The organism is Amycolatopsis sp. NPDC003865 (genome assembly GCF_053605345.1).
Genome location: NZ_JBSGJA010000001.1, coordinates 800,198 through 825,493, shown reverse-complemented (window position 1 = coordinate 825,493; position 25,296 = coordinate 800,198). Strand labels below are relative to the sequence as shown.

The 25,296-nt window shown below is 70.7% G+C and carries 24 protein-coding genes; 16 read left to right on the top strand and 8 right to left on the bottom strand.

The genetic code is table 11. The annotated features are described in order from the left end of the window. Positions 1–18: 18 nt before the first annotated feature. From ACWEVP_RS03630 to ACWEVP_RS03615, 4 genes are read right to left on the bottom strand one after another with little or no spacing between them, the layout of a single operon-like run. Positions 19–1,497 (bottom strand): class I adenylate-forming enzyme family protein, encoded by a 1,479-nt coding sequence (locus ACWEVP_RS03630; RefSeq protein WP_452061071.1) that lies wholly within the window; start codon positions 1,495–1,497, stop codon positions 19–21. Positions 1,498–1,502: 5 nt separating this feature from the next. Then, positions 1,503–1,814, bottom strand: a complete 312-nt coding sequence (locus ACWEVP_RS03625; RefSeq protein ID WP_452061070.1) for a hypothetical protein — start codon at positions 1,812–1,814, stop codon at positions 1,503–1,505. 31 nt (positions 1,815–1,845) lie between these two features. Continuing rightward, the gene (locus tag ACWEVP_RS03620; RefSeq protein WP_452061069.1) at positions 1,846–4,245 is read right to left on the bottom strand and encodes a CaiB/BaiF CoA transferase family protein; all 2,400 of its coding nucleotides are present in this window, start codon (positions 4,243–4,245) and stop codon (positions 1,846–1,848) included. A 2-nt stretch (positions 4,246–4,247) separates the two neighbouring features. Continuing rightward, positions 4,248–5,210, bottom strand: coding sequence for an enoyl-CoA hydratase/isomerase family protein (locus ACWEVP_RS03615; protein WP_452061068.1), 963 nt, complete (start codon positions 5,208–5,210; stop codon positions 4,248–4,250). Between the two features lie 361 nt (positions 5,211–5,571). On the opposite strand from ACWEVP_RS03615, the gene ACWEVP_RS03610 reads away from it, so the two are divergent. The 6 genes from ACWEVP_RS03610 (at position 5,572) to ACWEVP_RS03585 (ending at position 11,079) form a co-directional block, all read left to right on the top strand. Continuing rightward, positions 5,572–5,766 (top strand): ferredoxin, encoded by a 195-nt coding sequence (locus ACWEVP_RS03610; RefSeq protein WP_452061311.1) that lies wholly within the window; start codon positions 5,572–5,574, stop codon positions 5,764–5,766. A gap of 32 nt (positions 5,767–5,798) precedes the next feature. Then, positions 5,799–7,031, top strand: a complete 1,233-nt coding sequence (locus ACWEVP_RS03605) for a cytochrome P450 (RefSeq protein WP_452061067.1) — start codon at positions 5,799–5,801, stop codon at positions 7,029–7,031. Between the two features lie 26 nt (positions 7,032–7,057). Then, complete coding sequence (locus tag ACWEVP_RS03600) at positions 7,058–7,879, top strand: SDR family NAD(P)-dependent oxidoreductase (protein ID WP_452061066.1); 822 nt, start codon at positions 7,058–7,060, stop codon at positions 7,877–7,879. A gap of 124 nt (positions 7,880–8,003) precedes the next feature. Continuing rightward, positions 8,004–8,627, top strand: coding sequence for a TetR family transcriptional regulator (locus tag ACWEVP_RS03595; RefSeq protein ID WP_452061065.1), 624 nt, complete (start codon positions 8,004–8,006; stop codon positions 8,625–8,627). After that, positions 8,624–9,376 carry a TetR/AcrR family transcriptional regulator gene (locus tag ACWEVP_RS03590; RefSeq protein ID WP_452061064.1) on the top strand — a complete coding sequence of 251 codons (753 nt, stop codon included), beginning with the start codon at positions 8,624–8,626 and terminating at the stop codon, positions 9,374–9,376. Before ACWEVP_RS03595 ends, ACWEVP_RS03590 begins: the two co-directional genes overlap by 4 nt. A 38-nt stretch (positions 9,377–9,414) precedes the next feature. Further along, positions 9,415–11,079, top strand: coding sequence for an FAD-binding protein (locus ACWEVP_RS03585; RefSeq protein WP_452061063.1), 1,665 nt, complete (start codon positions 9,415–9,417; stop codon positions 11,077–11,079). 55 nt (positions 11,080–11,134) lie between these two features. Here the strand turns inward: ACWEVP_RS03585 and ACWEVP_RS03580 are convergent, their stop codons facing one another. Continuing rightward, complete coding sequence (locus tag ACWEVP_RS03580; protein ID WP_452061062.1) at positions 11,135–12,613, bottom strand: aldehyde dehydrogenase family protein; 1,479 nt, start codon at positions 12,611–12,613, stop codon at positions 11,135–11,137. A 148-nt stretch (positions 12,614–12,761) separates the two neighbouring features. Here ACWEVP_RS03580 and folP point away from each other — a divergent pair, with 148 nt between their 5' ends. Together folP and ACWEVP_RS03570 are read left to right on the top strand one after the other, a co-directional pair. After that, the gene (gene folP / locus ACWEVP_RS03575; RefSeq protein ID WP_452061310.1) at positions 12,762–13,598 is read left to right on the top strand and encodes a dihydropteroate synthase; all 837 of its coding nucleotides are present in this window, start codon (positions 12,762–12,764) and stop codon (positions 13,596–13,598) included. Continuing rightward, positions 13,595–14,278: a hypothetical protein gene (locus ACWEVP_RS03570; RefSeq protein WP_452061061.1), complete on the top strand. Its 684-nt coding sequence runs from the start codon at positions 13,595–13,597 to the stop codon at positions 14,276–14,278. Before folP ends, ACWEVP_RS03570 begins: the two co-directional genes overlap by 4 nt. On the opposite strand, the gene ACWEVP_RS03565 is transcribed toward ACWEVP_RS03570, so the two are convergent. Further along, the gene (locus ACWEVP_RS03565; protein ID WP_452061060.1) at positions 14,221–15,309 is read right to left on the bottom strand and encodes an enoyl-CoA hydratase/isomerase family protein; all 1,089 of its coding nucleotides are present in this window, start codon (positions 15,307–15,309) and stop codon (positions 14,221–14,223) included. The two genes, ACWEVP_RS03570 and ACWEVP_RS03565, sit on opposite strands and share 58 nt — an antisense overlap. Before the next feature lie 26 nt (positions 15,310–15,335). Between ACWEVP_RS03565 and ACWEVP_RS03560 the strand changes: the two genes are divergently transcribed. Further along, positions 15,336–16,490, top strand: coding sequence for a CoA transferase (locus ACWEVP_RS03560; protein WP_452061059.1), 1,155 nt, complete (start codon positions 15,336–15,338; stop codon positions 16,488–16,490). A gap of 5 nt (positions 16,491–16,495) precedes the next feature. Further along, positions 16,496–17,848, top strand: a complete 1,353-nt coding sequence (locus ACWEVP_RS03555; protein WP_452061058.1) for an amidohydrolase family protein — start codon at positions 16,496–16,498, stop codon at positions 17,846–17,848. Here the strand turns inward: ACWEVP_RS03555 and ACWEVP_RS03550 are convergent. Both ACWEVP_RS03550 and ACWEVP_RS03545 read right to left on the bottom strand, forming a co-directional pair. Beyond that, on the bottom strand, positions 17,841–18,821 hold the full coding sequence (locus tag ACWEVP_RS03550) for an LLM class flavin-dependent oxidoreductase (RefSeq protein WP_452061057.1): 981 nt from the start codon (positions 18,819–18,821) through the stop codon (positions 17,841–17,843). The genes ACWEVP_RS03555 and ACWEVP_RS03550 overlap by 8 nt on opposite strands. A gap of 36 nt (positions 18,822–18,857) precedes the next feature. After that, positions 18,858–19,628, bottom strand: a complete 771-nt coding sequence (locus ACWEVP_RS03545) for an enoyl-CoA hydratase/isomerase family protein (protein ID WP_452061056.1) — start codon at positions 19,626–19,628, stop codon at positions 18,858–18,860. Positions 19,629–19,694: 66 nt separating this feature from the next. On the opposite strand from ACWEVP_RS03545, the gene ACWEVP_RS03540 reads away from it, so the two are divergent. The 6 genes from ACWEVP_RS03540 (at position 19,695) to ACWEVP_RS03515 (ending at position 25,284) form a co-directional block, all read left to right on the top strand. Further along, the gene (locus ACWEVP_RS03540) at positions 19,695–20,855 is read left to right on the top strand and encodes a thiolase family protein (protein ID WP_452061055.1); all 1,161 of its coding nucleotides are present in this window, start codon (positions 19,695–19,697) and stop codon (positions 20,853–20,855) included. Then, positions 20,852–21,598 carry an enoyl-CoA hydratase gene (locus ACWEVP_RS03535; protein WP_452061054.1) on the top strand — a complete coding sequence of 249 codons (747 nt, stop codon included), beginning with the start codon at positions 20,852–20,854 and terminating at the stop codon, positions 21,596–21,598. Before ACWEVP_RS03540 ends, ACWEVP_RS03535 begins: the two co-directional genes overlap by 4 nt. Positions 21,599–21,611: 13 nt before the next feature. Next, positions 21,612–22,109, top strand: coding sequence for a DoxX family protein (locus tag ACWEVP_RS03530; RefSeq protein WP_452061053.1), 498 nt, complete (start codon positions 21,612–21,614; stop codon positions 22,107–22,109). Next, a complete protein-coding gene (locus ACWEVP_RS03525) occupies positions 22,106–22,969 on the top strand; it encodes a crotonase/enoyl-CoA hydratase family protein (protein ID WP_452061052.1) in 864 nt (287 codons plus the stop codon). The genes ACWEVP_RS03530 and ACWEVP_RS03525 overlap by 4 nt, the downstream gene beginning before the upstream one ends. 20 nt (positions 22,970–22,989) lie before the next feature. Continuing rightward, positions 22,990–24,480 (top strand): class I adenylate-forming enzyme family protein, encoded by a 1,491-nt coding sequence (locus ACWEVP_RS03520; protein WP_452061051.1) that lies wholly within the window; start codon positions 22,990–22,992, stop codon positions 24,478–24,480. Between the two features lie 126 nt (positions 24,481–24,606). Beyond that, entirely contained in the window at positions 24,607–25,284 is a 678-nt protein-coding gene (locus ACWEVP_RS03515) for a hypothetical protein (RefSeq protein ID WP_452061050.1), read from the top strand. Positions 25,285–25,296: the final 12 nt, after the last annotated feature.

The window sequence follows — 25,296 nt, the reverse complement described above, 5'->3', positions numbered from 1 at the left end:
GATCACCTCGATTCTCGGTCAGCGGGTCAGGGCGGCCACGACGTCGGGGCGGCGGACCTTGCCGGTGTCGGTGCGCGGGAGCTCGGGCCAGATGACGATCCGGTCGGGGGTTTTCGAGCTGCGGAGGGCAGCCCGCACCGCGTCCCGCAGCCGTTCGGGGTCGACGTCGATACCCGGCTCGGACGTCACCACCGCCTCGATCCGCTGGCCCCAATCTTCATCGGGTACGCCGACGACGACCGCGTCCGCGACGCCGTCCTGGCGCAGTAGCACGTCCTCGATCTCGGCGGGGGCGATGTTCTCGGCGCCCCTGATGATCGTGTCGTCCTGCCGTCCCTCGACGTAGAGGAAGCCTTCGCCGTCGAGGTGGCCGAGGTCGCGGGTGTCGAACCACCCGTCGCCGCGGGTCTCGTTCATCCCCGCGTACCGGCCGGAGACCTGTGCGCCGCGGATCCAGATCCGGCCGGACACGCCGGGGGGCAGGCCGGCGCCGTCCGCGGCGCGGATTTCGATCTCGATGCCGGGGACCGGCCGGCCCGCCGAGTGCAGCCGGGCTCGCGCTGCCGGTTCGGTGGCGGCGAGCGCGGCGCGGTGTTCATCGGGGCCGAGGATGGTGACGGTCGAGCTGGTTTCGGTCAGTCCGTAGGCGTTGACGAACCCGACGTGCGGCCACTCGCGCAGGGCCCGCTCGATGACCCGGGGCGGCATCGCGGCGCCACCGTAGGCCAGCGTGCGCAGGCTGGGCACCGACCGGTCTGCGTCCTCGGCACCCATGATCCGCGCCAGCATGGTCGGCACGACCATCGCGTGCGTGACCTGCTCAACCCGGGCCAGCTCGAGCCAGCCCGCCGGGGAAAAGGGGTCCAGGAAGGTGATCCGGCGGCCGGCGTAGAGGTTGGTGAGCACATTGGACACCGCGGCGATGTGGTAAGGCGGCACGCAGAGCAGGGTCGCGTCCCCGGCTTCCGCGGCGGCGAATTCCACCGTGCCGATCACGTAGGAGACGAGGTTGTCGTGGCGCAGCAGGACGCCCTTGGGGGCCGACGTCGTGCCGCTGGTGTAGATGATCACCGCGGTGTCCTCCGGCGAGGGTTCCCGTTCCGGTTCGGCGGCGCCTGTTCCGGGAGGCCACTCCGCCGGTGTCGCATGACCCACGGCCAGGGGCGCCACCAGGTCCGTGTACTTCTCGTCGGCGACGACGAAAGCTCCGGAGTGGTTGCCGAGCACGGTTCTCAGCTGGGCTTCGCCAAGGCGGTAGTTGACCGGGACGAAGGGCACCCCGGCGACCGCGGCGCTGAAGAGGGCCACGGGGAACGCCGGTCCGGTGGTCGCGAGGTAGACCAGTGCCGAGGCGCCGGACGCCACCAGCGCTGCTGCGCCGCGGCGCGCCGCGGCGCGAAGTTCTTCGCCAGTGAGCCCGGACTGTGCACTCCCGACCGCGACGCGCCGGTCCGGCGCGCCTTCGGCGGTCATGTCGAGCAGTGTCGTGAGGTTCATGGGCGTCAGTCCGATGCCGGAAGGGGTTTGGCGCTCTTCACCGTCAGCGGCGTGCCGTCCAGGGCGAGTGAGCCCGGGCCTGCCTTGGTGCACAGGAGTTCCACAGAGCCGTCGGCGTCGGTGTAACGCTTGCCCAGGACGGTGCCGGCGGCGTGCGCCGGATCGACGGCACCGCCGGTGTTGCCGTCGTGTTCGGTCTTGCCGACCACGGGAGCGCCGCCGCAGGTGAGGTCGGCCGAGCCGGCGGACCAGCGGACCACCACCACGGCGGTGGTGTCTACAGTGCTCAGGAGCGTCGTCCCGACGCTGGGTTCCATGCCCGGTCCTTTCGTTCGTCCGTGCGGGGTGTCACCAGGACGGCCGGTCGCCGATGACGCCTTCCGCGGTGAGTGAGCTGATTTCGTCCTGGCTCAGGCCGAGTCCGGTGAGGACTTCGTGGTTGTGCTGACCCAGCAGCGGTGCGGGACCGCGATGGATCGGTCCGTTGTGGTCGGACAGCCGGAAGGGCAGGGTGCTGTAGCGGGCGTCGCCGCCGACCGGGTGGCCCACGGTCTCGAAGAAGCCGCGTGCTTGCAGCTGCGGGAGTTCGGTCTGGCGGTGCGGCTGCAGTACCTTCGCGACCGGCACGCCGGCGGCCCACAGCGCTTCGACGATCTCGTCGCCGGTTCGTGGCAGGCACCAGCGGCCGAGTTCTTCGTCCAGTTCGTCGTGTCGCGCGTGGCGGCCGGCGGCGTGGCGCAAGCCGTCATCCTCGGCCCAGTCCGGCTTGCCGAGCACGGAGCACAGGGCGGTCCACTGCTCGTCGGTGGCGACCGCGATCGCGACCCACGAGTCGCGGCCGCCGAACTCGTCCGCTTCGGCTGTCCGGTAGAGGTTCTGCGGTGCGGCCACCGGACCGCGGTTGCCGTCGCGGTTCAGCACGACGCCGTAGGCGCTGTGCTCAATGACTTGCTCGGCGGTGATGTTGAGCGCCGCTTCGGCCATGGCGGCTTCCACCAGGGCGCCCTCTCCAGTGCGGCGGCGGTGTTCCAGGGCGAGCAGCAGGCCGGTGAAGGCGTGCAGGCCGGCGTTCGGGTCACCGATCGAATACGGCTCGACGGGGTTCTGGTCGGGATGCCCGGTGAGCCACGTCAGCCCGGACACGTCTTCGATGACGTAGGCGAGCGCGACGTTGTCGCGGTACGGGCCGTCGAGGCCGAAGCCGGGCATCCGCACCATGATGACGTCGGAACGGATGGAGCGGACTTCGTCGTACCCGAGCCCGGCCTGGTCGAGGACGCGAGGCGTGTAGTTCTCGACCACGACGTCGCAGGTCGCGATGAGGTCGCGGAGCACGGCCTTCCCGCGCTCGGTCTGGAAGTTGACGGTGACGCTCTTCTTGCCGGTGTTGAGGCCGGCGAAGATGGGCGAGCGCTCCCACCACTGTTCCTCGGTCATCGGGACGCCGGCGATGAGGCGCGTGCCGTCCGGACGGCTCGTGGACTCGACGTGGATGACCTCCGCGCCCAACATGCCGAGCATCTGGGTGCTGAACGGGCCGGCCCAGAAAGCCGTCAGGTCCAGAACCCGCAGCCCCGCCAGGGGCAGGTTTGCCGCGTCGTCGGTGGGATTGCTTTTCGGAGCTGACTTGTCGATTTCGAGACCGTTGTTCTCGCCGAGCGCGGGCGCGGGCGTCGGTTCACGCAGGAAGTCCGGCCGGAGCCGATACGGTGGAGCGGGCTGCAGGAAGCCGTCCCGGGGATTGGGCCGGAAGCTTCCGCGAGCGGCGAACTGCTCATTGCCGGCGACGGTGGCGCCGGTGTTGACCGGTGCGTTCGGGATGCGGAACGCGCTGGCGAGCTCGCGAACCTCGGCGACCGTCCGTTCGGCGACCCAGCCGTAGAGCTCGGGTGCCACCTTCGTGGCCAGCTCGGTGAGTGCCAGTGGGGCTTCGGGGTCGATCCACTCGGGGTGGCCGACCATCGCACAGAGGTCGAACCACTGCTGCGCCGTCGCGCAGCCGATGGCCACGAGCCCGTCCGCGGCCTGGGCAACGCCGGGTACGAACAACGCGCGGCCCGCGCGGAACGGCCTGCCCAGCAGCTCGAAGAAGGTCACCGGGTGGTAGGTCAGGCACAGGACTTCGACCTCCAGCAGGGAGACGTCGACCAGGCGGCCGCGTCCGGTCTGCCGGTTGCGGATGCGGGAAACCAGGGTTCCCGCGGCGGCGTAGGCGCCGGCGAGCCAGCAGCCGACCTGGCCGCCGATGTGCACCGGCGCCCGGTCGGGTGCGCCACGCCCGAGCCCGATGATCCCGCCCGACCAGGCCTGGACGGTGAACTCGGTGGCCGGTTTGTCGCGCCACGGCCCCTCCAGGCCGAACGGCGTGATGGCGGTGACAGTCAGGTGCGGGTGCACGCGCAGCAGCTCGGCCGGCTGCAGGTCCGGGTGGTCCGCGAGCTCGGTGCCCTTCGACCAGACGACGGCGTCCGCGGCGCGCAGCAGGGCGTGCACGGGGGCCAAGTCGGCCGGGTCGGCGGTCACGCTGCGTTTGGAGGAAGCCAGGAAGCTGAACAGGGCGCCGTCCGTCCCGGCGGAGGTGGCCGAGCCGGAGGCCGACCAGGTCCGCAGCGGATCACCGCCGGGTGGCTCGACCTTGACGACGTCGGCACCGCCGTCGGCGAGGATCTTGGTCGCGTAGCCGCCGGCGATGCCCGAGGAGAGGTCGACCACGGTGTAGCCGGTCAGGGGTGAGGTCGGTTCGGCCATGGCTATTCGGGCTTCCTGCGGCCGGACCGGCTGAGCCGGAAGTCAGGGGGGAACCGGTCGTCGTTGTCCTTGACCGCGGTGCTCAAGCCGCGTTCGAACATCCCGTCCAGCATCATGTCGCCGCCGTCGGGCCGGACGTAGTTGCCGAGGGTCTCGAACAGGCCGGTGAGGATGCTCCCGAGGTACTCACCCTGCTGCTGCTTGAACATCGTGAAGAAGAGCTTCTGCTGGTACACGGTGTCCGTCGGGCGGGTGCGGGAGCAGGCGAGCGCGTATTTCGCCACTTCGTCTTCGAGGACCTCGCGGGAGACCACCTTGTTGAGGAAGTTGCAGTCGTACATTTCCGCCGCGGTGAAGGGACGGCCGGTGAAGACCATCTCCTGGAACTTCCGCAGCCCCATCGTCTGCGCCCAGGTCCACATCCGCGGGCCCCAGCCGGCGTAGCGGAACGCCGCGTGGCCGAAGAGCGCGTCGTCGGAGGAGATCACCAGGTCCGCGTCGGCCGCCTGGTAGAAGTGCCAGCCGTAGCAGTAGCCCTTGACCTCGAGGATGCTGATCTTCTTGAAGTCCTGCAGCGTCCGGCAACCGGACCGCGGGTCGGCGAACCATTGGCTCACCTGGGCGCCGCCGCGGAAGGAGCTCGACGGTGGCAGGTGCACATCATCCTCTTCGGACAGCCGGAACTCGCCCAACCGGGCCTCGTCGTCCGGGGATCCGTAGACCTCCATGAACTCGGGCAGGTCGACGCCGCTGCCGAGGTCGTTCCCGGCGCCCCGGATGACCAGGACCTTCACTTCGTCGTCGATGTTGGCGCGGTGCAGCAGCTCGGCGTAGCGGAGCCGCGCGCCGATCGTGGGCGCGTTCAGGTGGTCCGGGCGGTTCAGCGTGATGGTGGCGATCCGCGTCTTCGGATCCTTCTCGTAGAGGATGATCTCCTCGGGGGAGGGACGCGTGGACTCGGACATGGCGTGCTCCTTGCCTTCGAAAGACCGCGGGCCGGTGGCCCGGGACGACCCGGCCGCCGGGTGTCCGCCGCATCGAGGGAGCCGCGAACTCCGAAGACGGCTCCGCAGCGAGCCCGGGCGCGGCGTTCGTGATCCGGCCACGAGGCAGAGTGAACACCGTGCCACGTTTTGAGTCAACCGGTTGATTTGAAACTGCGGTGAATTTTGAATCAACCGGTTGACTTACAACTCGGCCGGGTGTTCACTCGGGTCCACCCCAGGACGTGGCCGGTGGAGCGCGATGTCGCCCATGCGGCCTCAGTGGCCGGTCGACGAGTCGGTGCGCGCCGGTCCGGGACCGCCACCGATGAAGAGGACGACGATGGAGATCAGCATCGAGCCGGACCGGTGCGTCGCGGCGGGCCAGTGCGTGGCCGCCGCACCCGAGGTCTTCGACCAGCGCGACGAGGACGGCATCGTCGTCCTCCTGGCCTCTTCGGCCCCGGACGGTACGGAGAACGGTGTCCGGCACGCCGCTGCCGGCTGTCCCGCGCAGGCGATCCACCTGCAGGCCTGAAAGTCCACCGCAGCGAAGGAGCGCGGAAACACATGTCCGAGTCACTGACGTCGGCCGCCACCGGGGAAGCTCCCTACTTCCCGATGGAGCGGGCGGCGGGTTGCCCCTTCGACCCGCCGAGCGAATTAAGCGCGACCGTCGTCGAGCACCCCGTGTCCCGAGTGCGGATCTGGGACGGCAGCACACCGTGGATCGTCACCGGCCACGCCGAACAGCGCCTACTGTTTTCCGACCCGAGGGTCAGCGTCGATGACCGGCTCCCCGGCTTCCCGCACTGGAACGAGGGCATCTCGAAGATGGCCCCGCTCCGCTCCGACTCCGTTTTCAACACCGACCCCCCGGTGCACACGCGGTATCGCCGGATGATGACCGCGCCGTTCACGTTCAAGCGGGTCAACGCCATGCGCCCGGTCGTGCAGCGCCTCACCGAAGAGCTGCTGGACAAGATGACGGCCGGTCCGGCGCCCGCCGACCTCGTGGCCGCGCTGGCGCTGCCGCTGCCCACGCAGGTGATCGGGGAGATCCTCGGCGTGCCGGCCGAAGACCACGACTTCATCCACGAGCAGGCGACCATCGGCGTCGATCGCTACGCGACCGAAGAGCAGGCCATGCAGGCGTTCGCGGCGCAGGTCCAGTACCTCGTCGGGCTCGTCGAGAAACGCGCCGCCGACCCGCGCGACGACGTCATCTCCGACATCGCGCAGCGCGTGGTGGCCGAGGAGATCTCCGTCCTCGAAGCGGCGCAGATGGGCCTCGGTCTGCTGGTCGCCGGACACGAGACCAGCGCGAACATGATCGGCCTCGGCGTACTGGCCCTCTTGGAGAACCCGGAGCAGCTCGCGGTCCTGCGGGACACCGAGGACCTGGCCGTGGTCGCGAACGCGGTGGAAGAGCTGCTGCGCTACCTCGGCATCATCCACAACGGACAGCGGCGGATCGCCAAGGAGGACATCGAGGTCGGCGGTGTGGTCATCCGGGCCGGCGAAGGGATCATCATCGACCTCTCGACCGGCAATCGCGACCCGCGCACGTTCGTCGAACCGGACAGCCTCGACCTCCACCGCGCAGCCCGCGACCACCACGCCTTCGGCTTCGGCATCCATCAGTGCGTCGGCCAGCAGCTGGCCCGGGTCGAGCTCCAGGTCGTCTTCGGCACCATCTTCAAGAGGGTGCCGACGCTGCGCCTCGCGACGTCCGTCGAGCAGATCGACTTCAAGCACGACCGGCTCGCCTACGGCGTGTACGAGCTGCCGGTGTCCTGGTGACGCCCCGACCGGAAGGAAGCAGGACGGTGGACGAACTTTCCGGCCGGGTCGCCGTGGTGACCGGCGCGGCGAGCGGGCTCGGCCGCGGGATCGCCGAGCGGTTCGCCCGGGAGGGGGCCCTGGTCGTGGTCTCCGACGTCGACCAGGAGGCGGGCGAGAAGGTCGCGGCCGAGATCGGCGGCGACGCCGTCTTCCACCCGGCCGACGCCGGTGACCCGGACCAGATCCGCAACCTCGTCCGGTTCGCGGTGGACACCCTGGGCGGGCTGCAGGTCATGGTGAACAACGCCGGGGTGTCCGGCGCGATGCACGCGAAGTTCTTCGACGACGACTTCGCCGACTTCGTCCGGGTGATGTCAGTCAACCTGCTGGGTGTCATGGTCGGCACGCAGGTGGCCGCGGCGCACATGGCGGCGCACGGTGGTGGCTCGATCATCAACGTGACGTCGATCGGCGGGATCACCGCCGGGCGGAGCGTCTTGAGCTACCGCGCGTCGAAAGCCGGCCTCATCCACATGACCAAGTCGGTCGCGATCGACGTCGCCGAGCACGGGGTCCGGGTCAACTGCATCGCGCCCGGCAACATCCCGACCGGCCTGCTGGCGAGCTCGATGTCCGGAGAGGCCGGCGCCCGGATCGCCGGGATCCGCGCCGTGCAGGCGCTGTCGAAGCCGCTTCCCCGCGAAGGCACACCCGCGGACGTCGCCGAGGCAGCGCTGTTCCTGGCCGGGGACCGATCGGCGTTCGTCACGGGTATCGTGCTGCCGGTCGACGGCGGTTCCTCGGCCGGGTTCCCGCTCAAAGCCGAGGACTTGATGAAGCTCGCAGCGGCGGGGACCGGCGCGTGACGGTGGCCCGGCCGGTCCGGGGAAAGGAGGCGTGGTGAACGGTTCTCGTCGTCCCTTGCCCACCGGGCCTCGTGCCTGGCCGGGCGGGGCGGACTTCGCCTCCCGGCGAGGTAGCCGTCGCCCGGTGATCCGGTTGACGAGCTTGGACACCGCCGAGCGGTTCTTCGTCGAGCAGGGGACGTTCGCCCCCGCCGGCCGCCGCTTCCGTGACGGGACGGCGCCGCTGGCCGCCCACCAGTTCCGCACCAAGGCCGATCTCGTGCGGGCGATCGCCCGCCGGTTCACCGCGGAAACCGAGCACTCGCGAGTGGCCTTGATCGCCGGGATGGACGACGCCGCCGGTATCCGGGACTGGCTGGGCTGCCTCGTTCACCCGTGGACCGAGCGGTTCGCCCAGGGCCCCACGTACTTCGCCAGGCTCTGCGCCCAGGTGATGGCCGATCCGGCGCTGCGGGCCGTGGTGACCGAAGAGGCGATCCTTTCGCCGACCTTGCGCCGGACCCGCGAAGCTCTCGAGCGGTGCCTGCCGGTCATGCCGGCCGCAGTCGCGGCCCAGCGGGACGAGATCGTCCAGCAGCTCATCGTGCGCACGTGCGCCGAACGGGAAGCCGCAGTCGCGGTGGGCGCTCCGACCGTGTGGGCCAGCTGGCAAGACCTGGAAACCGGGCTGGTCGACGCGCTGGCCGGCATCTGGACCGCGCCGTTCACGACCACAGCACCACCGAACGTACTGGGGAAGAGCACATGAGTCACCCGCACAAGGCCCAGCGACGCCGCAAGGCACGGCCCGGGCCGGTGGACGACACCGATACCCCGGGCACAGTGCGCGGCGGAGGCGGCGCGACCGCGGACATCCGCCGGGTCGCGACCCGGAAAGCCATCCTCGAGGTCGCCGTCCGGCTGTTCGCGGAAGAGGGAGTGCTGGCGGTGTCCAACCGCCAGATCGGCGCTGCCGCCGGCAAGGGCAACACCTCGGTCGTCGGCTACTACTTCCCGTCGAAGGCGGATCTGGTCCGCGCGCTGATGCGGCAGTTCAACGAGCGCGTCGAGGTCAAGCGAGAAGCCAGATTCGCTCGAATGGGTGATGATCCTGGGCTGCGCGACTGGGTCGCCTGCCTGGTCCACCCCTACACGGAACTCCTCGACGAAGACGGGCCGCCGAGCTGGCACGCGCGGTTCATCGCGCAGGTCCTCGCCGATCCCGGGCTGCGCGAGATCGCGGTCGAGGAAGCCGAGTCGGAGTCGGTCGCCCGCATCATCCGCGGCGTGAGCGAGTGCCTGCCGGAACTGCCCGCCCACGTCCTGCGGGAACGGTCCCGCATCGTCAGCCACGTCATCGTGCAGATGTGCGCCGAGCGCGAGCGCGGGCTGGCCGAGGGGACGCCGGTCCACCCGGCAACGTGGGACGAGACGGCCATCGGCCTGGTCGACGTCCTCGTCGGCATGTGGACGGCATCGGTCAGTCCCGCCGAGAAAAAGAAGAAAGCCCGTTCCTGAGCAAACGACCGGCGAATACGCCGAGTTCGGAGACAACGATGTCACCTTGGGATTGCTCGTACGACTTCGTGAGCGTGGGCAGCGGGGGCGGCGGTCTAGTCGGCGCCCTGCGCGCGGCCGACACCGGGAGTTCCGCGCTCGTCATCGAGAAGCAGGCGCTCGTCGGTGGCTCGACCGCCATGTCGGGCGGGATGGTGTGGGTTCCGGACAACCCGCTGATGCGGTCGGACGGGATCCACGACTCCTACGTCGACGGCATGGCGTACTTCGACGAGGTGGTGGGCGACGCCGGCCCGGGATCGTCGCCCGAGCGGCGGCACGCCTACCTGATGGCCGGCCCGCGGATGATCTCGTTCCTGCAGGACGGCGGCCTGCGCTTCCAGCGCTGTGCCGGCTATCCCGACTACTACGACAACCGCAAGGGGGGCAACGCGGCCGGCCGGTCCGTCGAAGGCGTCCCATACGACGCGCGCCGGCTTGGCGAATGGCGGCACAAGCTGCAGCCCGGCCTGGCGGCGTCGATCGGGTTCCCGGCGATGACCGAAGAGATCCCGTACATGATGCACTTCAATCGATCGGCGCGCAGTTTCGCCGTCGCGGCTCGCATCGCCCGACGCGGGCTCATGGCAAAGTTGCGCCGCCGGCCGTTGCTGACCAACGGTTCGTCTCTGGTCGGGCAGCTGGTCGAACACGCCGTGGCGGCGGGTGTTCAGATCTGGCTGGAAAGCGCTCTCACCGAACTGGTCGTCGAGGACGGCCGGGTGTGCGGTGTCCGGGTCAGGCAGAGGGACAGCACGAAGACCGTCGAAGCGCGGAAGGGAGTGCTGCTCGCCGCAGGCGGGTTCGCGCACAACGCGGAAATGCGCCAAGCGCACGGGGGAGCCCAGCGCACCACCGGCGAGTGGTCGATGGCCAACCCGGGCGACACCGGTGAGGTCCTGGCCACGGCGATGGAACTCGGCGCCCGCACCGATCTGCTGGACGAAGCCTGGTGGCTGCCGGGGCCCTCGACGTACTTCGGCATGTCCGCGTTGAACAGCGCCCGTCAGCGGGCGCACACCGTGTTCGTCGATGCCGCGGGCAAGCGCTTCTGCAACGAGGCCAACTCCTACGTCGAGGTCGGCAAGGCCATGTTCGCGCGAAACCAGGAGACCCCGGCGGTCCCGTGCTGGCTGGTCTTCGACGACAACTACCGGCGTCGCTACACGCACTCGCAAACCAGCGTCGGGCGCCTGCCCGCGGACTGGGTGAAGAGCGGGGAAGTGAAGAAAGCCGCCACGGTCGCCGAACTGGCGCGCGCGTGCGGAATCGACCCCGACGGGCTGGTTGCCACGCTCGGCCGGTTCAACGAGCACGCGGCTCAGGGCCGCGATCCGGAGTACGGGCGTGGCGAGTCGCAGTACAACCGGCATCTCGGCGACCCGGGGCACCGGCCCAACCCCGCGCTCGGCCCGGTCGACCGCGCTCCCTTCTACGCGCTGAAGATCTTCCCGGGTGATGTCGGAACCTGTGGTGGTCTCGTCACCGACGAACACGCCCGCGTGCTGGGGCAGGACGGGCAACCGCTGCCTGGGCTCTACGCAACCGGCAACATCACTGCCACGGTCATGGGCCGGAAGTACCTCGGCGCGGGCGGCAGCATCGGCGGCACGATGGTCTTCGGTTTCGTCGCCGCCGAACACGCCTGCTCCGACGCCGCTTAGCCCGGGCAAGGCGTGAGTGGGAAACAGTGTTTTAACCTGTTTCCCACCCACGACGTCAGCGGGCCGCCCAGGTGATGGCCTTGGTCTGGAGGTACTCGTCCAGCCCGAACTCGCCCCATTCCCGGCCCAGGCCGCTCTGCTTGTAGCCGCCGAAAGCCAGGCGGGGGTTCACGCCACCGCCGCCGCCGTTGAGCACGACCGTGCCGGTGCGCAGCCGGGTCGCCATGGCGTGCGCGGTCGCCGTGTCGGCGCTCCAGATCCCGCCGGACAGACCGTAGGGGCTGTCGTTGGCGATGCCGACCGCCTCATCGTCCGTGCGGAACGGGATGACGACGCCGACCGGGCCGAAGAACTCCTGCTGCGCGATGGTCATGGCGCTGCCGACCCCGGTGAACAGCGTCGGTTCGAGGAAGAAGCCCTTGTCCAGCCCGGCAGGGCGGCCGCCGCCGGTGACCAGCTGCGCGCCTTCCTCCTCGCCGGTCCGGATCAGCTTTTCGACTTTGTCCCGCTGCGACGAGCTGATCAGGGGTCCCATGGTCGTGGCCGGATCCGCGGGGTCGCCCACGACAACTCCGGCCAGGCCGGCGCGGATGCGTTCCACGAGCTCGTCGTGGACGGATTCGTGCACGATCGTCCGGGTGAGCAGGGAGCAGCCTTGACCGGCGTGCACCGTGATACCGGCCAACGCCGATCGCGCCGCCCCGTCGAGATCGGCGTCGGCGCGGACGATGCTCGCGGACTTGCCGCCCAGCTCCAGAACGACCTTCTTCAGCGACGTCGCGGCCTGCGCGTAGACGGACCGCCCGACAGTGTCGGAACCGGTGAAGCTGACCAGATCGACCATCGGATGCGTGGTCAGCTCGCGGCCTGCTTCGACTCCGCCGGTGACGACGTTCAGCACACCGGGGGGAAGCCCGGCGGCGTCGGCGAAGTCGCCGAGCAGCAGCGATTCGAGAGGCGTTGCCGGCGCCGGTTTCAGCACGACGGTGCAGCCGGCGGCCAAAGCCGGGATCAGCTTCATCAAGCCGAGGAAGAAGGGGAAGTTGTAGGCCGGGATCAGCGCGCACACGCCGAACGGCTCGCGGCGCAACTGACCTTGTGAAATGCCCACGCCGGCAGTGATGGTCGGCTCGATCGAGCGCTCCCAGGCGAAGGCGGGCAGCACGCGTTCGGCCATGTCGCGCAGATGTGCGATCGGCACGCTCGTCTGCAGGCTTTCGGCGAGCCACCGCACCGATCCCGCCTCGGCCATGTTCACCGCGACCAGCTCGGCGAGGCGGCGCTCCATCTCCTCGGCCAGGCGCAGCAGCACGGTCGCGCGCTGCGACGGCGCAAGCCGGGGCCAGGGTCCCTCGTCGAAGGCCCGCCGTGCCGCGGCAACGGCATGGCGGACGTCGTCCACCGAAGCGTCGGGCACCTCGGCGACCGGTTCCTCCGTGGCCGGGTTGCGGACGACGACTTCTCGGCCGGAACTGCCGTCGGTGCGGCGGCCGTCGATGTACAGCTGTGTTGAGAACGGATGTCCCGCCGTCATGCTGTCTCCTCATTGATGACACTCATTACGAGCAAGGTGATCTCGATCGTACGCGGAAGACGGGGTCGATCTTGTGGTCAGAGACCAATTGAGTAACCTGAACACCATGTCAGCTGAGTCGCCCGAGATCCGGTTCAGAGGCCGGGTGATGCCGCGGGACCGGACCCTGCTCATGGCGATCGTGAACCGCACCCCGGACTCGTTCTACGACCGCGGTGCCACCTTCGACCGGGAACGTGCGCTCGCGGCCGTCGAACAGGCGGTCGCCGACGGTGCGGACATCGTCGACGTCGGCGGCGTCAAAGCCGGTCCTGGGACCGCGGTGGACGTTCCGGAAGAGGTCCGGCGTGTGGTGCCGTTCGTGACCGAGGTCCGGGCGCGGTTTCCCGACCTGGTGATCAGCGTCGACACCTGGCGCCACGAGGTCGGCCGCCTCGCCTGCGAAGCGGGTGCCGACCTGCTCAACGACACCTGGGCCGGGGCGGACGCGAAACTGGCCGAGGTGGCCGCCGAGTTCGGCGCCGGCTACGTGTGCACCCACACCGGCGGCGCCACGCCCCGAACCCGCCCCCACCGGGCTGGGTTCGCCGACGTGGTCACCGAGGTCGTCACCGAAGTCACGCGCCGGGCCGAGGCGCTGGCCCGAGCCGGGGTGCCCGCGGCCGGCATCCTGATCGACCCGACGCACGACTTCGGCAAGAACACTTGGCACTCGCTCGAGCTGACCCGCCGGTTCGGCGAGTTCGTACGGACCGGGTGGCCGGTGCTGGCATCACTGTCCAACAAGGACTTCGTCGGCGAAGCCCTCGGTGCGGACGTGCCAGACCGGCTGTTGGGCAGCCTCGCGGTGACCGCGTTGTGTGCCGGGGAAGGCGCCGCTGTCGTCCGGGCCCACAACGTCGCGGAAACCCGGCAAGTACTGGACATGGTCGCGATCGTGCACGGCCGGAAATCCCCGGCCCGGGTCGTGCGGGGGTTGGCGTGATCGTCCGTGCCGCCACCTGTCCGCATCCGCCCTTGCTGCTGGCCGGTGTCACCGGGGCTCCGATCCCCGAGGTCGAGCAGCTGAGGGCTGCCGGTCGTGCGGCCGTCGACGACCTCATGGCGGCGGAGCCCGACGTCCTTGTCGCTGTCGGCGCTTCGCGCGGGACGAAGGCGTGGTCCGCGGACGCGCCTTCGCCCCGCCACCTCTTCGCTCCCGGTACCGGACCAGTGTCGGCGGGTGAACCCCTTCCGCTGTCCCTCGCCGTGGCGAGAGACTTCACCGCGGGCGTTCGCATCCCGGTGGAGTTCCACGGAGTGGATACGGCGCTGCCGGTGGGGGAGTGCCGTGGTTACGGCCGGTGGCTCGCCGAGCGGGCGGGACGGATCGCTCTGCTGGTCATGGGGGACGGAAGCGCTCGCCGGGGGCCTCGCGCACCTGGCTACGAAGACACCCGTGCTCTGCAGGTCGACCACATCCTGGGGGAAGCCCTCCACACCGGCAAGGCCGAGCCGTTCTACAACCTCACGCCGGAGCTCGCCGACGAACTGCTGGTCGGCGGCCGGGTTGCCTGGCAGGTGCTGGCCGGTGCCTGCGAAGGGCGGACGGTGGACTCGAAGTGCCGCTACAGCGACGATCCGTTCGGCGTCTGGTACCCGGTGTTCACCTGGTCGCTCGCCTGATCGGCCAGCTCGTCGACCAGGCCCCACCGCGCGGCCGTCGCGGCGTCGAGCGGTTCGCCGGTGACTGCGGCGTAGAACGTGCGCCAACGCCCGATCCGGCGGGGCAGGCTCACGGTCCCCCCGGCGCCCGGCACGAGGCCCATCCCGAGCTCGGGCAATCGGAACGTGGTGTCCGGTGTCGCGAGCGCCCGTCCGGCGAAGGCGGCCAGCTCGACGCCCGCGCCGACGCAGCTGCCGTGCACCCGGACCTCGGTCCGCCCGGCGAGGCGGTGCAGTGGCAGGGCGGCTCCGGCCCGGGTGCGTACGAAGTGCGCGGTCACGAGGTCCGGTGCGGTCCCGAACTCGTCGAGGTCACCGCCGGAGCAGAACACCGGCCCGGCCCCGGTGAGAATCACTTTCGCCACGCTGTCGTCCAGTTCCGCGACGTGCAGAGCCTCGACGAGCGCGTCCCGCAGCTGACGGCCGTAGGCGTTGCGGCGCTCGGGCCGGTTCAGCCGCACGTGCAGGACGTTCCCGATCCGCTCGGCTCGCACCGGGTCGCCGGCGCTCGCGGGAACCGGGCGGGGACCGCGTCGCTCGAGCCAGCGTCTGAAGTCCGGCCCGGTCAGCAACGTGGAGTAAGCTAGCGATTCGGCCTCCAGCGCGGCGGGGACGGCCAGCTCACCGGTGGTGCGCAGCAGGTGCGCGAGGACGAGGACCGCCTGCGGATGCAGTTGAGCGGCGGCGTGCAGCTGCGTGGCGACCGCTCCGGGATCGTCGACGGCCACGAACTCCCGGCTGCTCTCGGTCGGCGCGAGCGTCAGATCCAGGGCTGCGGCCAGAGCCTGGCGGTCGGCGTCGAGCAGGTCCGCGCTCGTGATGCCGACCAAGACGCGGTCGGCGGACCGGGCGGCGGCCAGCGTGCCGGCGTCGGCGGGGGTGTCGAGGTCGACGAGCAGCAGCGGCTGGGTGATCCGGCCGCGGTCGTCGAGCAGCGGCGCCCGGACTGCATGGGCGAGTTCGTCGCGCCGCAACGGAAGTCGACTGTCCACAACGGATTCAGCGTACCATTCGAGGTATGCAGGGAGAATCCCTCGCGGACTGGCTGGACAGCGGGGTGGTCGCGCTGACCGGTGCGCCGGACGGCCCGCCACTGGTTCCGCCCGGCCGCGCCGCCACGGTCGCCCGCGAGATCACGCGGCGGTGCGGCTTGCCGGTCGACGGCGCGCACCTGCTGGCCGAGCGGGCTGCGTTCACCGGGCGCGGTCGCGGCGGCCGCGTCTCGGTCGGCGGGAGCTGCCGCCTCCTGCGGACGGCCGACGGCTGGGCCGCGGTGTCCTGCGCCCGCCCCGATGACCCGCTCCTGCTCGGCGCGCTGGTCGGGGTGGAACTGCCCGCCGATCCGTGGCCCGGGGTGATCCGCTGGGTGCGCGAGCACACGGGTGATGAGCTGGTCGCCCGCGCCACTCCGCTCGGTGTCGCCGCCGGCCCCGTGCGGCCGCAGGCCGACAAGCCGCGCCTGCCCGTGCCGGGACGACGACGGTCGGTCGAAGGGCTGCTTGTCGTCGACTTCAGCGCACTCTGGGCCGGGCCGTTGTGCGCGCACCTGCTCGGCCTGCTCGGCGCCGACGTGATCAAGGTCGAGACGCCGCAACGACCGGACGGCGCCCGCAACGGCAACCCGGCGTTCTACCGCCTGCTCCACGCCGGGCACCGCTCGGTCGTCCTCGACCCGGGCACCGCCGACGGCCGCAGCGCCATGGCCCGCCTGGTCGAGGCGGCGGATGTCGTCATCGAAGCTTCCCGGCCGCGGGCACTAGCCCGGTTCGGCCTCGACGCCGCTGCTGCGGCTGCCGGAGGCACCGTCTGGATCTCGATCACGGCCTACGGGCGCGACAGCGACCGCGTCGGCTTCGGCGACGACGTCGCGGCCGCGAACGGGCTGGTGGTCGACGGGGACGATGGCGTGCCGTACTTCTGCGGTGACGCCCTGGCCGACCCTCTGACCGGGCTGGCAGCGACCGAGCTGGCACTGTGCAGCCGGGAAGGGGGCGCGCTGGTCGACGTGGCGATGGCCGACGTCGTCGCAGCCACCCTGGACCCGGATCTGCCCGGTCGCCGGCCGCCCCGAGGGTTTCCGGTGGCCGCGCCCCGGCACCGGAAAGCAGTGGGCAGCGCACCCGCGAGCGGTGCCCACACCGCCGAGGTGCTGCACGGTCTGGGGCTCCGGTGACCGGCATGCTGATCCGGGCCGCCGAGCTGGACAGCCGCCGGGCCGACGTCCGGATCGACGGCGGATCGGTGATCGAGATCGGGGCGGTGCTGGACCGCCGGCCGGGCGAGGAAGTACTCGACGCGAAAGGCGGCGCGCTCCTGCCGGGGCTGTGCGACCACCACGTGCACCTGCACGCCCTTGCCGCTGCCGCGACGTCGGTGCCGTGCGGTCCCCCCGACGTCCGCACACCGGCCGACCTGGCGGCCGCGCTGTCCGGGGCACCCGCCGATGACCACGGCTGGGTAAGGGGTATCGGGTACCACGAGTCCGTGGCCGGTCCGCTGGACTCGGCGGTGCTCGACCGCCTGCACCCCGGGCGGCCGGTCCGCGTTCAGCACCGCAGCGGCGCCTTGTGGGTGGTGAACATCGCCGGCGCCCGTGCGATCGGGCTGTCCGCGGGCACGCACCAGGGTATCGAGCGGGATCCGGACGGGCTGGTCACCGGGCGGCTGTGGCGGGCGGACGACTGGCTGCGCGGCCGCCTTCCCCGCAGGGCACTGCCGAGCCTCGACACTGTGGGTGCGCGGCTCACGCGGCTTGGCATCACCGGCGTCACCGACGCGACGCCCGACCTCGACGCGGCCGCCGTCGACTCGTTCGACGAGCTGCCACAGCAGGTCCTCCCGCTCGGCGCGCCGCTGGGACACCCCAGGGTGACGGGACCCTACAAGATCGTCCTGGCCGACTCCGAACTGCCGGACTTCGCCTGGCTGACCGGCCGGATCCGCGCGGCGCACGACGCCGGCAGGTCCGTGGCGGCGCACTGCGTGACCAGGGAAGCGCTGGTGCTCCTGCTCGCCGCTTTCGAAGAGACGGGACACCGCGCCGGTGACCGCGTCGAACACGCGGCCCTCGTACCCGGCGAACTGGTGCCGCGCCTGGCGGGACTGCGCGTGGTGACGCAGCCGGGGTTCTTGACGTGGCGCGGCGACGACTACCTGCGCGACGTGCCGGCGGCCGATCAGCCTGATCTGTACCGCTTGGGATCGCTCGTTTCAGCCGGAATCCGTTGTGTCGCGTCGAGTGATGCGCCGTACGGGCCGCTCGACCCGTGGGCGGTGATCCGCGCCGCCGCTGAGCGGCGCTCGCCGTCCGGGCGGGTCGTGGGGCCGGGCGAGCGGATCAGCGCGGCCGCGGCGCTGGACGGGTACCTGAGCGCGCTGGACGACCCCGGTGGTCCGCCCCGGCGGGTTCGGCTGGGGGCGCCGGCCGATCTGGTTCTGCTGCACGTGCCGTTGACCGAGGCCTTGCGCCGGTGCGATGCGGGAGTGGTTCGCACGACGCTCATCGGCGGCGATTCGCGCGGGATCAGGTGAAAGTACCCAGCAAGCCCAGGCTCGCGCGGGCGTACGCCGCGCGGCGCTTGTGCCCGACCAGAAAGCTCGGCGGCGCGAAGTACGCCACGTCTCGGGGCAACGACAAACGCCGGCGCGCCAATGCTTCTTTCGCATCGCCGGTCGTCCCGCAGATCGCGATGGCGGCCAGCATGTCGTCGGTCACCGCTTCGGCCATGCCGTCGGTGTCACCCGCCCGGAACGCGGTCCGCAGCCGGGCGACCGGGCCCTCCCAGCCGTGGTGGGCCACGTACGGGTCATACGTCTTGACTGTCAGGTAGAAGCCGATCATGCGCCGGGCGTCGGCGATCGCGCGCTCGGGTGCGGCGTCGTCCACCGCGGTGATCACCCAGCCGTGTTCCACCGGTCTGCGGCCCGGCGCCGCGACCGCAGGACGGACCACGTCTTCCCACCAGGAGGCCGTGAACAGCCCGTGCCCGATCACGCCGTCCGCGACCCGGCCGGCCGCGGCAGCCATCCGCCGGTTGAACGCCCCGAGGAGGATGGGGAGTTCGAGCCGTCCCAGGACCGGTGCGCGGACGTCGGCGTCGAGGGAGTGGAACTCCCCCGAGAACCGGACCTTCTCGCCGTTCTCCGCGTGCAGCCATGCCCGCACGGCTTCGACCGTTTCCGCCACCCGTGCCACCGGGCGGTCGGCCGGTACCCCCAGCCAGTCGCGGTTGACCCGGAACGCGCCGGATCCGAGTCCCAGGAACAGCCGGCCGGGTGCCTTCGCGTGCAGCTGGCGCATCGCGGTGGCGTGGGCGTACGGCGTGCGCGCGAACGCGTATGCGATCGCAGGACCGACCAAGGCCCGCTCGGTGCCGGCCACCATCTCGGCGAGCGTCGTGTAGGCGTCGTGGTCGGCGAACTCACCGGTGCAGAAGGCCCCGATCCCTGCCTGCTCGGCCTCGCGGGCGACCCCGGCGCCGGGCCACGGCATTCCGAACAACATCGCAGCTCCTAAAGAGGGTACTCTTTTGTGAGCAGGCTAGCGCAGAGTCCACTTGCGCGACACCGTCGCGCGATCCACCTCGGCCGTTCCGAGGGGATTGCCGAGCTGGGTGTAGGAAAGGCCGGTGCGCAGGGCCTGGGTGCGCGTCGCGTCGAGGGACTCCCAGATCGCGCGGACGGTGCCCTGGATCGCGGCGGGTGGCTTCGCCGCGATGATGCGGGCGATCTCGTCGGCTCGATCCCACAGGGCGTCGCGGTCCAGAACTTCGCTGACCAGGCCGATCTGCAGGGCTCGTTCGGCCGACAGGCGCTCGTCCAAGCCCAGCAGCGCGATGCGCAGGGTCTCCCCCAAGGGGATGCGCCGGGCGAGCCCGATCGGTTCGAGCGCGGCGGTCAGGCCGTAGCTGACATGGGGATCGAAGAAGGTCGCGTCTTCGGAGCACACTACGATGTCGGCTTCGTTGAGCCAGTAGAACGCTCCGCCGGCAGCCATCCCGTGCACGGCGCACACCAGGGGCTTCCACACCTGGTTGGTCTTCGGCGACAGTTTCTCGCCCGGGTCGGTGCGGCTCCACACGTTGGAGTGCCGGTCGATGCCCTCCTTGACGTCCATGCCGGTGCAGAACGCACGCTCGCCCGCGGCGCGCAGCACCACGACCCGGATCTCGTCGTCGTCCTTGACTCGCCGCCAGATCGCGGCGAAGTCGTCGAGCATCGCCTGGGTGAAGCTGTTCATGGCCTCGGGCCGGTTCAGCGTGATCGTCGCGACGTGGTCGGTCACGGCGAACAGCACGGTCTTCGGGTCCATTCGGCGCCTCCGTCTTCTCCGGCGCCGCTCTTCCGGTCGGCACCGGAATAAAGTATAACGAATTCCATGACCGACGCTGTGCTGCTGTCAGCCTGCCGGACCGCCATCGGCACCGCCCGCAAGGGAACTCTGCGTGAGACGAGTGCCTTCGATCTCGCGACGGTGGTGGTCCGCGAAGCCGCGCAACGCTCCGGCCTCCCGCCTGAGGCGCTCGATGACGTCGTGCTCGGCGAAACCCTCGCCGGCGGCGGGGACATCGCCCGCTACGCGGCGTTGGAAGCCGGCCTCCCGCATGTCCCCGGCGTCGCGGTCAACCGGCACTGTGCCTCCGGCCTCGCGAGCGTCGCGAGCGCGGCCGCGAACATCCGCGCCGGGATGGACCGCGCCGTGGTCGCGGGCGGAACCCAGTCGTCCTCGACCGCGCCCGTGGCCCGCAGGCGTATTCCCGGTACCGACGACTGGGAAGATCCGTGGAGCTCGCCGTCCCACGTACCCACGCCGGATGCGCCGAACCGGGACATGGCGGTCCTCGTCGGCTGGAACACCGCTCGGCTGGCCGGGATCAGCCGGGCGGAGATGGACGCGTGGGCCCTGCGTTCGCACGAACGTGCTCTGCGTGCCATCGACACCGGCCGGTTCGCCGACGAGATCGTCCCGGTGAAGCTCGCCGACGGCGAGGTCTTCGACGTCGACGAACATCCGCGGCGCGGCACCAGCCTGGAGAAGCTGGCGACGTTGAAGGTGCTGCACCCGGAGATCGACGGGTTCTCCATCACCGCGGGCAATTCCAGTGGCGTGAACGACGGCGCCGCGGCAATCGTCGTCGCCGACGCGGCGCTGGCGGGCGAACACGGCCTGGACCCGCTCGCGACCATTCGGTCGTGGGCGAACGTCGGCGTCGATCCGGTGCGGACGGGGTTCGCGCCGATCACCGCCATCCGCAAGGCACTCGCTCTCGCCCGTCTCGGTCTCGCCGACGTCGACCTGTTCGAGGTGAACGAAGCCTTCGCGTCCGTCGCCGTGGCCACCACCCGCGAACTGGGGCTCGACGAAGACCGGGTCAACCCGTTCGGCAGTGGCTGCAGCCTGGGCCACCCCATCGCCGCGACCGGTGCCCGGATGATCACCACCCTCGCCCACGAGCTGCGCCGGCGCGGAGGTGGCACCGCGGTCGCCGCGATGTGCGCCGGTGGCGGCATGGGCTCGGCGCTGGTCCTCTCCGCGTGAGCGACGTCGACGGCCTCACCAGCCACTGGGTCGAAGGCGCGCGGTGGCTGACCCTCGACCGGCCGGAATCGCGCAACGCGCTGACGATCGCCATGCGACGCGGCCTGATCGCGGCCGTCCAGGCGGCCGACGCCGACCCGGACACCCGCGTGATCGTGCTGACCGGCGCGGATCCGGCGTTCTCGGCGGGCGTTGACCTGGAAGAAGCGCTGCGGGCGTCGCGCGGGGCGAGGACCGATCCCGCGGAGGTCGTGCGCGCGGCCCGCACGCCCGTGCTGGGAGTGATCAACGGGCCCTGCTACACCGGTGCGCTGGAGCTGGCGTTGTCCTGCGACTTCCTGATCGCTTCCGAGCGCGCGCGGTTCGCCGACACGCACGCCGCCCTGGGGCTGGTGGCGGGCTGGGGAATGAGCGCGCTGCTGCCGAGGGCGGTGGGCGTGCGGCTGGCTCGCCAGATGATGCTGACCGGAGAACCGATCGAGGCAGGCCAGGCCCTGCGCACCGGACTGGTCAACGAGGTGGTCCCGCACTACCGGCTGGCCGAGCGGGCCCGGCAGGTCGCCGCGGGGATCGTCGGCGCCCGGCCGGAAGCGGTCGCCGAGACCCTGGAGCTGCTTGCCGGTGGCGACGGCGCCACCACGGCCCACGCGCTCGCCCTGGAATCGGTGGCGAAGCTGCGACGGCAGACGGACGTGGCCGAAGTGACGCGCCGGTTCGCCGAGCGCGTCGCCCACAAGGACTGACGAAAGGCACAGGATGAGTGGCAACGACGTTGCGCGCTGGGCGCTGCGAGCCGCGATCGGCGGCACGATGATCGCGCACGGAGTGCGGCACGCTCGCACGCTCGACGGCACGGCCAAGTGGTTCGGTTCGGTCGGCTTCCGGCGACCGGAACTGCAGGCCCGGGCCAGCGCGATGGTCGAGATCGGAGCCGGCGCCGCACTGGTGGCCGGAGCTGCGACACCCCTGGCGGCCGCGGCTGTCGTCGGGACGATGGGTGTCGCCGCGCGGGCTGTGCACGTGGGCAACGGGTTCTTCGTGCTGAACGAGGGCTACGAGTTCGTGCTCAACCTCGCTGCCGCGTCGGTGGCCCTCGCCGCGCTCGGCCCCGGCCGGTTCAGCGTCGACGGGGCACTGGGCCTGGCGGACCGGGGGACCGGGCCGCGCCGGGCCGCGCTGGCCGCGGGATTGGGGCTCGGGGCGGCGGCCGGGCAGCTCGCCGCTTTCTGGCGCCGGCCCGGTGCCGGGCGATGAAGAACTTCTCGCAGATCCGCTGCGAGGTCGCCGACCGTGTCCTGACCGTCACGTTGAACCGGCCCGACCGGCTCAACGCCTTCACGACCACCATGGCCGAGGAGCTGATCGACGCCTTCGATCTGGCCGACACCGATGATGGCGTGCGTGCGGTCGTGCTCACGGGAGCTGGACGCGGTTTCTGCGCCGGCGCGGACCTGGCGGCCGGCGCCGCCACCTTCGACTACCCGGCCGGCGCCGAGCACCGCGATGACGCGGGCCGCGTTTCGCTGCGGATCTTCGATTCGCTGAAGCCGGTGATCGTGGCCTTCAACGGTCCGGCGGTCGGGGTCGGCGCCACGATGACACTATCCGCCGACATCCGGCTCGCCTCGGCCGACGCACGATTCGGATTCGTCTTCGCCAGCCGGGGCATCGTGCTGGAGGGTGCGTCCACGTGGTTCTTGCCGAGGCTCGTCGGCATCAGCCAGGCCTTGGAATGGTCGGCCACCGGCCGCCTCTTCGACGCGGCCGAAGCCGCGCGGGCCGGACTCGTTCGATCGGTGCACCCGCCCGGTGAGCTGCTTCCGGCCGCGTATGCCATCGCGCACGAGATCGCCGAGCGCACGGCACCCGTCTCGGTCGCGCTCAACCGGCAGATGCTGTGGCGGATGCTCACCGTCGACCACCCGATGACTGCCCACGTCCTCGAGTCCCGTGCGGTCCAGGAACGCGGCGTCTCCGAAGACGCGAAGGAAGGCATCGCGGCCTTCCTCGACAAGCGCCCCGCCGAGTTCCCCGAGCGGGTGTCGGCCGACATGCCGCGGTTCTACCCGTGGTGGCCAGCCCGCCCGTTCCGCCCGCTGGGTGGTACCTCGTGACCACCCCGGAGGAACCGCGCGTGGCCACCGACCGACCCCTTCCCGCGCGGCTGCGCAGGGTTCTCACGGCCGCACCGGAGGAAACCGCCCTGCTTTTCGAGGACCGGAGCTACACCTGGGCTTTCCTGTGGCGGGCGGTCGGGGGCCTCGAACACTTGCTCGCCGAGGCGGGGACGCCCGATGCCCGCCGGATCGGCATCGTGCTCCGCAACCGCCCGGGCCACCTGGCCGCGTTGGTCGCGACGATCGCCACCGGCCGCCAGGTCGTGACGCTGAGCCCCTTTCACGGGGACAGTGCGCTGGCCGACGACATCACGACGCTCGCTCCCGACGTCGTCATCGCGGGTCCGGAGGACTGGGCTCGGCCCGGTGTGCTGGCCGCGGCCGCGCGGATCGCCGCTGTGCCGTTGGTGACCGGCGAAGGAGACCGTCCCCTGGCGGCCCGACCGGCGGACTGGCAGCCTGACCCGACCTCGGCGTGCACCGACGACGTCGCGGTGGTGATGCAGACCAGTGGCACGACCGGGCGACCGAAGCGGGTCGAGCTGACCTACCGCAAGCTCACCGCCGCCTTCGAGGCTTCGGGCACCCCCGTCGCTTCGGCTGAGGTACGGCTGCGCAGGCACCCGTCGATACTCTGGATGTCCCTGGTCCACATCGGTGGCCTGTACTTCGCCATCGCCAACGTCGCAGCCGGCTTGCCCACCGCGCTGCTGGAGAAGTTCGACGTCGAGCGCTGGGCCGCGCTCGTCCGCCGGACGCGACCCCGCCGGGTCCGCCTCGCTCCGGCGGCGCTCCGGATGGTTCTGCAGTCCGATCTACCGCGTGAGGTTTTCGACGGCGTCGAGCAGGTTTCATCGGGTACGGCTCCGCTGTCGCCCGACGACGCGGATCGGTTCACGGCCCGCTTCGGCGTGCCGGTGCTGTCGGTCTACGGCGCGACCGAGTTCGCCGGCGCGATCGCGGGGTGGGATCTGGCGTTGCACCAGAGCTGGTGGGCCGCGAAGCGCGGCAGCGCCGGACGCGCGTTCCGCGGCAACTCGTTACGGGTGGTCGACCCTTCGACAGGTGCACCGGTGCCCGCCGGCACGATCGGCATCCTGGAGGCCGAGGGGCCGCAGTTGCCGGTTGAGGGCTGGGTACGCACGACCGACCTGGCGAGCATCGACGAAGACGGGTTCCTGTTCATCCACGGCCGGGCGGACGACGCGATCAACCGCGGCGGGTTCAAGATCGTGCCGAGCGTGATCGAGGAAGCGCTCCGGGCACACCCGGCGGTGCGCGACGCGTCCGCCGTGGGGATTTCCGACGAGCGACTCGGCGAGGTTCCGGTGGCCGCCGTGACACTTCGAGGTGAGTGTGGGGTGGCCGAGCTGCGGGAGTGGCTCGTTCAGCGGCTGGCTCGGTATCAGGTGCCCACGGAGGTCAAGGTCGTCGAGGAGCTGCCCCGGACGCCGTCGATGAAGGTCAGCAGGCCGGACGTGCGCGCGCTCTTCGGCGCAACTGACTGAGACCGCCGTTTCCGGCGTCGCATCCGTAACAGTAGAGGAACACCACCCGATTATTGGCGTTATTGATGCTGCACGCCGGGCCGGATGAGTCTCGGCGGCCCTGCCTCATTCGTCACGGAGTTCCCAGTGGATTCGATTCCCAAGACGACCGGTTGGAGAAGTCCGATCTGGCCGTGGATGGCGGCAAGATATCTCTTCGGACCTCAACCTCCGCATGGTGCGGACGAAAGTGATCCGGTGGCACGTGCGCGGTCGATCCTGGGCTTCGCGATCACGGTATGGGCTTTCACGGGCTTCGGCGCCAAGAAGAACCTCGTCCTGACGGACGAGCTGACCAGCAATGCTGAAGTGGCCCTCGGCCCATCGGTCGGAGCGACTGTCATCGTCGGCAGTATTCTGCTGATCCATCAGCGCTGCTTTTCGCTCGAGTCTTGTTGGCCAGTGTTTCGTGCCTTGGCGGCACTGGAAACGATGCTGTTCGCCATCGTCGACGATAAATTCTACGCGACCCCGGGGTTGATCGGTTTCGCGGCCACCCTCGCCGCGGTGTGGTGCCGACCGTTCGAGCTGTCCTGTCTGGTCTTCTGGTACTGGTACCCGTTCGGCTCATCGCGCCACGTGCCGTTGCTGAGTCCCGTGGTCACCGGCATAACCGTTGAGATCGGAGTGACGGTTTCGCTGCTCGGGGGCACGAAGCAGCCGGTGCCCTATCTCCTTTGGCTGGTGGTTACCGTCAGCGGCGCGGTGAGCTCGCTCGCGCTCGTCGGATGGGAGGTAATCCGCTTACCCGACCACCATGCGTAGACAGGGGCTTGC